Here is a 7,665-nt window from a genome sequence, read left to right on the forward strand (position 1 = left end):
GGGTTATGCCTTTCGTTGGGTTTGTAGATGCGGCCCGGCGGCCAGCGCCTGCTCGCACTCCTCAATGGCCTCGCGGGCGTACTTCTGCTGGGCCGGGGTTCCGACGCGTTCGGCCCACTGCTCGGCCAGCTGGAACTCCACGAGCGCCTCGGTGAGCCGCCCCGCGCCGTGCAGCGTCCAGCCCAGGTTGTTGTGCAGCGCCACCATCCAGCGCTTGGTGCGCTCGTCGTGGACCGTGGAGGCGTACTCCAGGGCGCTGCGGGTCCAGAGCTCCGCGTGGGCGGAGTCGGCGATGGCCAGCATGTGCAGCGCGTCCACCGCAAGGAACTCCTCGCCAAGGTGGTCGCCGAGCTCGGCCGCCTGCTCAAACAAGGGCACCGCCATGGCCGCGTGCCCGCTCGAGTTCAGGACCCGCCCGCGCTCCAGCAGGATCCGGACACCTACCGTCGGTTCGTCCCCGTCTATCGCGTCGAGCAGCACGTCAGCCTCTTCGAAGCGGCCCTGGAGCCCGATGGCCCGCCCCAGCTGCGTGGAGAGTTCGGCCCGTTCGTCGGCGTCGTAGCGGGGGTCGGCCAGCGCATCCCGGAAGCGCTGCTCGGACAGCTTGGGATCCTCGAAGTTCCACAATAGGTCAAGGCTCTTTTGGTCCAGCATGTACCTCTCCTGATCAGCTTTCACCTGCGGCGAGTTGGCGTGCACCTTCAATGTATCGGGAAGTCATGAGGCGCTGCGCACGGCGGGCCAGCGCGCCGCCCGCCGCGTAGAACCAGTTGGACGGCCGGCTGAACGCCGTGATGCTGACGTAGACCCGGCCCTGGGCGTCGATCTCCGCCTCGAAGGACTCCTCACCTCGAACCGGATGGCCCGGCAGCGAGCCGTAGCCGAATCCGGCGGACTGCGGTCCGCCGCCCGGCACGGGCGGGTGCACCCACACCACCTCGCAGGGCACGTTAAGGCGGAAGGGTCCGACGCCGAATCCGCTCACCACGCGAGCGCCGGGAACAGCGACGCCGGACTCGGTCCGGACCCGCAGGCCGGACCGCCGCTGCAGTTCCCAGGCCAGGATCCCTTCCGCCACCCGGCGGTAGACGTCCGCGCCCTTGCCCAGATAGGTGCGGGACGCGACGCGGCGGTAGCCAGCCGGTGACGCGCCGTGCTCGGTGGCACCGATCTCCGCATAGTTGAGGGCGCCCTGCGCCAGTCGCTTTTCAGTCATTGCCGACCTGCCTGGCCCAGCCCAGCTGCTCCCGCTGTTTCCGGCTCAGCGAGGCAACCACGAGGTCGTAGGAGTCCTCCACCATGTCCCGGACCATGTCGTCGGGCAATGCCCCGTCCAGCCGTACACCGTTCCAGTGCGTCTTGTTCATGTGCCACGCCCCGGTGATCTCCGGATGCACTGCCCGCAGCTGTTCGGCCAGGGCAGGCTCACACTTGAGGCTCACCGACCAGTCGTCAGGATCCATGGCGGATGCGGCGAACATCTTGGCCTCCTGCCGTGCCCCGCCGGACACGGCCGCCCTGACCTTGAATACCGACGTTTCGGGACCGAACGGGAAATCCTCGAAGGCGCCCGGAAACGACAGGCAGATTTTTCTCAGTTCGGCGGGATCCATGCAGCGAGCCTACAAACCCTTTCCGGGCGGTGCTAGTCTGCGAAGATGGCAGCTGCCCAGGAGACCATACCTGTGCTCGATCTCGGCTCCGCCCGCCGGGCCGACGGCTCGTTCAGTCCGGAATTCATTGAGGAGCTCCGCGACGCCACGCACCGCGTCGGTTTCTTCCAGGTCATCGGCTACGGCGGTGCCCCCGGCCAGGCCAGGGAGCTGCTGGGGACGATCAAGCGCTTTTTCGACCTGCCCCTCGAGGAACGGATGAAGCTCGACAACCGGCTGTCACCGCATTTCCGTGGCTACACCAGGATGGGCACGGAGGTCACGCAGGGAAGGGCGGATGCGCGGGAGCAGATCGACTACTCGCCTGACCGGGAGCCGGTGAAGGATTATCCGACTGGGCAGCCGTACTGGCTCCTCCAGGGCCACAACCTCTGGCCTGAAGGGTCCATGCCGGAGCTGATGCAGGTGGCCATGGCCTGGGCGGAGCTCATGTCCCAGGTAGGGGCGGAGCTCATGCGGGCCATCGCCGTGTCCCTCCAGCAGCCGGAGAACTATTTCGAGGAACCGTTCAGGGATGCTCCGGCATGGATGGGCAAGCTGGTCCATTACGTCGGCGGAGTGGTGGAAGCGGCGGGCGACCAGGGAGTGGGTTCCCACGCGGACTACGGGTTTGTGACCCTCCTCCTCCAGGATGAAGTGGGCGGGCTTGAAGTGCTGCCGCCAGGTGCAAGCGCGTGGGTCCCCGTGGAGCCCACCCCTGAAGCGCTGGTGGTGAACCTCGGCGAAATGCTCGAAGTGGCCACCGGGGGATATCTGGCCGCCACCATCCACCGGGTCAAGGCCCCGCCACCCGGCGTGGACCGCTACTCAGTCCCGTTCTTCTGGTCACCCCGGCTCGACGCGGTAATCGATCCGGTACCCCTTCCGGCGGAATTGAAGATGCAGGCGCGCGGCATCTCCGACGACCCGTCCAACCCGATGCTTGCCTCGTTCGGCCTGAACATGCTCAAGGGCCGGATGCGTGCCCACCCGGATGTCACCGAGCGTCACTACCCAGAGCTGATGAGGCCCTGACCTGATGCCCTAAAAAAGCTAAATGCCCACGCGCCACCCTTCGCGGGCAGGGCAGGAATCGACGACGACGTCGAGCCCGGCGGCCTTTGCGCGCTCTACGGCGGCCTCGTCGAACACGCCCAGCTGCAGCCACACCGCCTTGGCACCGACGGCGATGGCCTGGTCAATGACGGATCCCACCTTCTGCGAATTGACGAAACAGTCCACGACGTCGATCGGGTGCTTCGCCGCCGGAATCTCGGTGAGGGAGCGGTATCCCTTCTCGCCGTGCACGTCGTCACCGGGCAGGTTGACCGGGATGATCTCCATGCCCATGCGGTCGCGGACATACAGCGAGACGTCGTACGCCGAGCGCCACTCATTCCGGGTCAGGCCCACAATCGCCCAGGTGCCCTTCGTTCGCATGAGTCGGTCGATAACCGCCGGATCGTTTTCGTGAGCCATGCCTCAACTCTACTCCTGCGGTGATTTGGCGGCCTTTTCCGAATATGTGAATGCCTGGAGGGCATCACAACGGCGATGAACGAATGCCACATCCCGCAAGTCCGCGATTTTGAGAAACCGGTGAGGTGAGACGACCATTCCCGATAGAGTGCTGCAATGACCCCAGAGCATACTTTTGCCCTGCCCACCCTGGTCCGGATTTCCGCAGCCGCCGGGGAGGTCGCAGCGTAATGGCTGATCGCAAGTTCGGGTTCCGCACCCGCGCCCTGCACGCCGGCGGCACGCCCGACGCCGAGCACGGCGCCCGCGCGGTGCCCATCTACCAGTCGACGTCGTTCGTCTTCAAGGACACCCAGGACGCCGCCAACCTGTTCGCCCTGCAGAAGTACGGCAACATCTACTCCCGCATCGGCAACCCGACCGTGGCCGCTTTCGAGGAGCGCATCGCGTCGCTTGAGGGCGGCCTTGGAGCGGTTGCGACGTCGTCGGGCATGGCCGCGGAGTTCATCACCTTCGCGGCGCTTACCCAGTCCGGCGACCACATCGTAGCGGCAGCCCAGCTCTATGGCGGTACTGTCACCCAGCTTGACGTCACCCTGCGCCGCTTCGGCGTGGACACCACTTTCGTCCCCGGCACCGACCCCGCCAACTACGCGGCGGCCATCCGGGAGAACACGAAGGCGATCTTCGTCGAGGTGGTTGCCAACCCGTCGTCGGAGGTTCAGGACCTGGCGGCCCTGGCCGAGGTGGCGCACGAAGCCGGCGTCCCCTTAGTTGTCGACGCCACCTTGAGCACGCCGTACCTCGTGCGGCCGATGGAGCACGGGGCGGACATCGTAATCCACTCCGCCACTAAATTCATCGGCGGCCACGGCACCACACTCGGCGGCGTCATCGTCGAGAGCGGCCGGTTCAACTGGGGCAACGGCAAGTTCCCCACCATGACCGAGCCGGTAGCCTCCTACGGCAACGTCTCCTGGTGGGACAACTTTGGCGAATACGGGTTCCTCACCAAGCTGCGCTGCGAGCAGCTGCGCGACATCGGCCCGGCGCTGTCCCCGCTTGCAGCGTTCCAGCTGCTGCAGGGTGTGGAAACTCTCCCCCAGCGCCTGGACGAGCACCTGAAGAATGCACAGGCCGTGGCCGGATGGCTGGAAGCGGATCCGCGCGTGGCCTACGTGAACTTCTCCGGTCTGCCGTCCCACCCGCACTTCGAGCGGGCACGCAAGTACCTGCCCCTGGGGCCGGGCTCCGTCTTCTCCTTCGGCGTGAGGGGTGGCCGTGCCGCCGGCCAGAAGTTTATCGAGTCCCTGCAACTGGCTTCGCACCTGGCCAACGTCGGCGACGCCCGCACCCTCGTGATCCACCCCGGATCCACGACGCACCAGCAGCTCAGCGATGAGCAGCTGGAGTCCGCCGGCGTCCCGGATGACCTGGTCCGCATCTCGGTTGGTCTGGAGGACCTCGAGGACATCCTGTGGGACTTGGACCAGGCGCTAACCGCTGCTGCGGAGGTCGCCGCCGTTGGGACCGCATCCTCTGCAGGCCCAACCACCGCGACTGATTCCTGCACGATTGGAGTCCGGGCATGAGCATCACTCAGCGAACTTGGACGGGTCCCTCTGCTCCGGAGCGCCTGAATCTATTGCGTGAGGCGAAATCGGTTGCAATCGTGGGCGCCTCGGACAAGCCGTCGCGGGCCAGCTACTTCGTGGCCACGTACCTGCAGTCCTCAACGCGGTACAAGGTGTATTTCGTGAACCCCGTGGTCAAGGAGATCCTGGGTCAGTCAACCTATACCTCGCTGGCCGACCTGCCCGAGAGCCCGGACATCGTGGACGTATTCCGGAAGCACGAGGACCTGCCGGGCGTGCTGGACGAGGCCGTGGCCGCTGGTGCAAAAACGCTGTGGCTGCAGCTCGGCTCGTGGCACGAGGGCGTCGCGCAGGATGCCGAAACAGCGGGGCTCAACGTGGTGATGGACCGCTGCGTGAAGATCGAGCACGCACGCTTCCACGGCGGACTACACCTGGCCGGGTTCGACACCGGGGTCATCTCCTCGAACCGGCAGATCCTGGCCTAGCACCAGGGCAGCCGGATCCAAGGCATAAAAAATGCCGGGCTGGAATTTGATGGGGGACAACTTCCAGCCCGGCACTCTCACTTTGGTAATCGACGGGGAACGCCAAAGGGTTACGCCGTTTCCAAAACTTTTTCAAAAACTTTCGTGCCGCCCTTGGAGCCCGTCCAGGCAGGCGTTCTCCCGGGGAGTTTTTGTCCACGTACCGTGACTTCAGCAGCGGTTTGGGCCCAATATATGGACAAAAACTCGGTTGCTCCCTCTACGGCGTGCCGGCGACTTACGGCGTGCCGGGGACCGGCTTGGCCGGGACTGTCGGGACACCGCCCGGCAGCGTGGGCACTGCCGGCAGCGGCTTGGCCGGAAGCTTGGGCGCGACGCCCGTCCCGGGAACCGTCGGCAGCTGGGTGGGGCGGCCCGGCGTCTGGGTCTTCGCGGCTCCGTGCGAAGCAGCTGAACCGTTGGCCGCCGATGAGTTGGACGAAGCGTTTGACGAAGCCGGGTCCGTTTGGGCCGGCGTCGCGGGTGACGACGGCGATCCAGCCGTTTCCGTGACGGCGGGTTTGGGGGCAGCAACAGTTGGCGCCGGAACAGCCGGAATGCCGGCAGGCGATGTGGGCACCGGGGTCGGTGCCGAAGTCTCGCTGGTGGGCTGGAAGATCCGGACCACGGTATGGCCTACGCTGTTGCGGAAGTCCTCGCTGGAGGCTGCGACGGCGCCAGCCCCAAGTCCCATGGCACCGACCACTGCGGCGCCCACCACGATGCCCATCCTGCGCTGCCGGTTGCGGCGATGCAGCTCAAGGCTGGAGACGTTGGACGCACGTCGCATGGCTGCGCCCTGGGCGGGGACAGCTGAAGCCGGTACCCCTGAAGGGGGCGCCCCATGTGAAGGGGATGCCCCGTGGGCGAGCAGTGCGGCGAGATCGGCCCGCGGCTGGGGTGCGCTGGCCTGGGCGAACCCGCGCAGTTCTTCGAGGGACCTGCGGAGATCGGCGTCGTCTTCGAGCCCGGAATCCAGGAGGATCGCCTGGATCTCGCCTGCTTCGCGGCCTTCCGGCGTGACACTCATGATGCTGCGGGGTCCTTTTCCTTGACGAGTTCGCGCAGGGCAATGAGCCCGCGCCGCTGGAGCTGTTTGATGGCCCCCGGGGTTTTATCCATGATGCCGGCCACCTGTTCAACCGATAGGTCAGCGACGATCCGGAGGACCAGCACTTCCCGTTGGTCGTCGTTAAGCATGGAAAGTACAGCAGACATACCGCCCAGCGACCCGAGAACCTCGTCCTCTGCGGAACTCGACAGCCGGTCATCCGTGAGCGGGTCAAATTCGGTGAGCTGCGGCGTCCTCGCGGACCGGCGGCGGTAGTCCACCAGCCGGGCGTGCGCCACGGAGAAGATGAAGGTTCGCAGCCCGGAGTGGCCGCCCCTGACATTGCTGAGCTTGGGCAGGACATCGACAAAGACGTCCTGGGTCAGTGCTTCGGCGTCGTCCACGCCGCGGGCCCGGAAATAACCGAGGACGGCGGGGGAAATGAGGCTGTAGACAGCGCTGAAGCCGGAGGGGTCGCCAGAAAGGGCTGCTGACAATTCGTCATCGGTCAGCTGAGCTGCCAAGGAGCGGTCCTTCCCTTTCCTGCAGATGTGCGGCGGTAGTAAGCCTAACCGCCGCACACCTCACGCCCCTATTCGGGGAACGCCCTGTTTCGCGTGCTGAGAACTACTTGCCGGCGGGCAGGTCGGCAGCAGCGTCAGCCTCGACGTCGGCATCTGCAGCGACGGACGGAGCGGCCGGCTTGGCCACGTGGTCCGCAACGTTCGGCACAGCCGGGGTGGCGGGAACGGCCGGGGTGGCCGGAACGCCGGGGCCGCCGGGAACGGCCGGGGTGGCGGGGATTGCTGCGGTCACGTTGGCGCCGGCAGCCTTGTCCCCGGCGGAGACGTTGGCGTTCGCGGCGGCGTTTTCCTTGTCAGCTTCCACTGCGGCGTCGGCTGCGTCAGCAGCTTCGCCGGCGGCCTTGGCCTTGGCGGACGGGACGGCAGGAACCGTCGGGGTGGCCGGCGTGGCCGGGACGGCAGGCACTGCCGGAACCTCGGGGGTGGCGGGAACGGTCGGGGTGGCGGGCGTAGCGGGGGTCACCTCTGCGTGCTGCGCGCTGGAAACCTGGGCGGCGTTGGCCAGTCCGATGCCGGAGAAACCTCCAACAGCGACAATGGCGGCTGCGACAGCAATCTTGGTGGTCTTGCTAACACTCTTCATCAGAAAAAAGTCCTTTGGTTGATTGAAGGCCGGGCCGGAGGCCGATGGGGGACAACCTTCGGCCCGGCGCTTACATATACGTAATCGCCGCGGCGGGCCGGCAGGTTACGCGGTTCCGGAAACTTTTTTCTGACGGGCATGCCTGGCCCCAAGGACGACTGAATAACGACGACGGCGGCGGGCCACCGTAAGGT

General features: G+C 66.3%; 10 protein-coding genes. 3 read left to right on the forward strand and 7 right to left on the reverse strand.

Annotation, left to right across the window (positions count from 1 at the left end; translation table 11 throughout):
• Positions 1 to 3: 3 nt before the first annotated feature.
• Genes ACFQ50_RS20730 through ACFQ50_RS20740 form a run of 3 tightly spaced genes read right to left on the reverse strand, consistent with a single transcriptional unit; the run spans position 4 to position 1,613 of the window.
• Positions 4 to 654: a hypothetical protein gene (locus ACFQ50_RS20730; protein ID WP_377997503.1), complete on the reverse strand. Its 651-nt coding sequence runs from the start codon at positions 652 to 654 to the stop codon at positions 4 to 6.
• 13 nt (positions 655 to 667) lie between these two features.
• The gene (locus tag ACFQ50_RS20735) at positions 668 to 1,216 is read right to left on the reverse strand and encodes a DUF1990 family protein (RefSeq protein ID WP_377997504.1); all 549 of its coding nucleotides are present in this window, start codon (positions 1,214 to 1,216) and stop codon (positions 668 to 670) included.
• On the reverse strand, positions 1,209 to 1,613 hold the full coding sequence (locus tag ACFQ50_RS20740) for an MmcQ/YjbR family DNA-binding protein (RefSeq protein WP_377997505.1): 405 nt from the start codon (positions 1,611 to 1,613) through the stop codon (positions 1,209 to 1,211). Before ACFQ50_RS20740 ends, ACFQ50_RS20735 begins: the two co-directional genes overlap by 8 nt.
• Positions 1,614 to 1,658: 45 nt before the next feature.
• Between ACFQ50_RS20740 and ACFQ50_RS20745 the strand changes: the two genes are divergently transcribed.
• Entirely contained in the window at positions 1,659 to 2,687 is a 1,029-nt protein-coding gene (locus ACFQ50_RS20745) for an isopenicillin N synthase family dioxygenase (protein ID WP_377997506.1), read from the forward strand.
• An 18-nt stretch (positions 2,688 to 2,705) separates the two neighbouring features.
• On the opposite strand, the gene ACFQ50_RS20750 is transcribed toward ACFQ50_RS20745, so the two are convergent.
• On the reverse strand, positions 2,706 to 3,131 hold the full coding sequence (locus ACFQ50_RS20750; RefSeq protein WP_377997507.1) for a CoA-binding protein: 426 nt from the start codon (positions 3,129 to 3,131) through the stop codon (positions 2,706 to 2,708).
• Positions 3,132 to 3,361: 230 nt separating this feature from the next.
• Here ACFQ50_RS20750 and ACFQ50_RS20755 point away from each other — a divergent pair, with 230 nt between their 5' ends.
• The gene (locus ACFQ50_RS20755) at positions 3,362 to 4,723 is read left to right on the forward strand and encodes an O-acetylhomoserine aminocarboxypropyltransferase/cysteine synthase family protein (RefSeq protein WP_377997508.1); all 1,362 of its coding nucleotides are present in this window, start codon (positions 3,362 to 3,364) and stop codon (positions 4,721 to 4,723) included.
• The gene (locus ACFQ50_RS20760) at positions 4,720 to 5,214 is read left to right on the forward strand and encodes a CoA-binding protein (protein WP_377997509.1); all 495 of its coding nucleotides are present in this window, start codon (positions 4,720 to 4,722) and stop codon (positions 5,212 to 5,214) included. The genes ACFQ50_RS20755 and ACFQ50_RS20760 overlap by 4 nt, the downstream gene beginning before the upstream one ends.
• Before the next feature lie 277 nt (positions 5,215 to 5,491).
• On the opposite strand, the gene ACFQ50_RS20765 is transcribed toward ACFQ50_RS20760, so the two are convergent.
• The 3 genes from ACFQ50_RS20765 to ACFQ50_RS20775 form a co-directional block, all read right to left on the reverse strand.
• Complete coding sequence (locus ACFQ50_RS20765; RefSeq protein ID WP_377997510.1) at positions 5,492 to 6,283, reverse strand: hypothetical protein; 792 nt, start codon at positions 6,281 to 6,283, stop codon at positions 5,492 to 5,494.
• Positions 6,280 to 6,828: an RNA polymerase sigma factor gene (locus tag ACFQ50_RS20770; RefSeq protein WP_377997511.1), complete on the reverse strand. Its 549-nt coding sequence runs from the start codon at positions 6,826 to 6,828 to the stop codon at positions 6,280 to 6,282. The genes ACFQ50_RS20765 and ACFQ50_RS20770 overlap by 4 nt, the downstream gene beginning before the upstream one ends.
• 103 nt (positions 6,829 to 6,931) lie before the next feature.
• Positions 6,932 to 7,471: a hypothetical protein gene (locus ACFQ50_RS20775; protein WP_377997512.1), complete on the reverse strand. Its 540-nt coding sequence runs from the start codon at positions 7,469 to 7,471 to the stop codon at positions 6,932 to 6,934.
• Positions 7,472 to 7,665: the final 194 nt, after the last annotated feature.

Source organism: Arthrobacter sp. NPDC056493 (genome assembly GCF_042795115.1).
Lineage (GTDB): Bacteria > Actinomycetota > Actinomycetes > Actinomycetales > Micrococcaceae > Arthrobacter.

Coding starts and splice junctions, on each gene's coding strand:
- ACFQ50_RS20730 (WP_377997503.1), bottom strand. CDS start 654: ATGCTGGACCAAAAGAGCCTTGACCTATTGTGGAACTTCGAGGATCCC.
- ACFQ50_RS20735 (WP_377997504.1), bottom strand. CDS start 1,216: ATGACTGAAAAGCGACTGGCGCAGGGCGCCCTCAACTATGCGGAGATC.
- ACFQ50_RS20740 (WP_377997505.1), bottom strand. CDS start 1,613: ATGGATCCCGCCGAACTGAGAAAAATCTGCCTGTCGTTTCCGGGCGCC.
- ACFQ50_RS20745 (WP_377997506.1), top strand. CDS start 1,659: ATGGCAGCTGCCCAGGAGACCATACCTGTGCTCGATCTCGGCTCCGCC.
- ACFQ50_RS20750 (WP_377997507.1), bottom strand. CDS start 3,131: ATGGCTCACGAAAACGATCCGGCGGTTATCGACCGACTCATGCGAACG.
- ACFQ50_RS20755 (WP_377997508.1), top strand. CDS start 3,362: ATGGCTGATCGCAAGTTCGGGTTCCGCACCCGCGCCCTGCACGCCGGC.
- ACFQ50_RS20760 (WP_377997509.1), top strand. CDS start 4,720: ATGAGCATCACTCAGCGAACTTGGACGGGTCCCTCTGCTCCGGAGCGC.
- ACFQ50_RS20765 (WP_377997510.1), bottom strand. CDS start 6,283: ATGAGTGTCACGCCGGAAGGCCGCGAAGCAGGCGAGATCCAGGCGATC.
- ACFQ50_RS20775 (WP_377997512.1), bottom strand. CDS start 7,471: ATGAAGAGTGTTAGCAAGACCACCAAGATTGCTGTCGCAGCCGCCATT.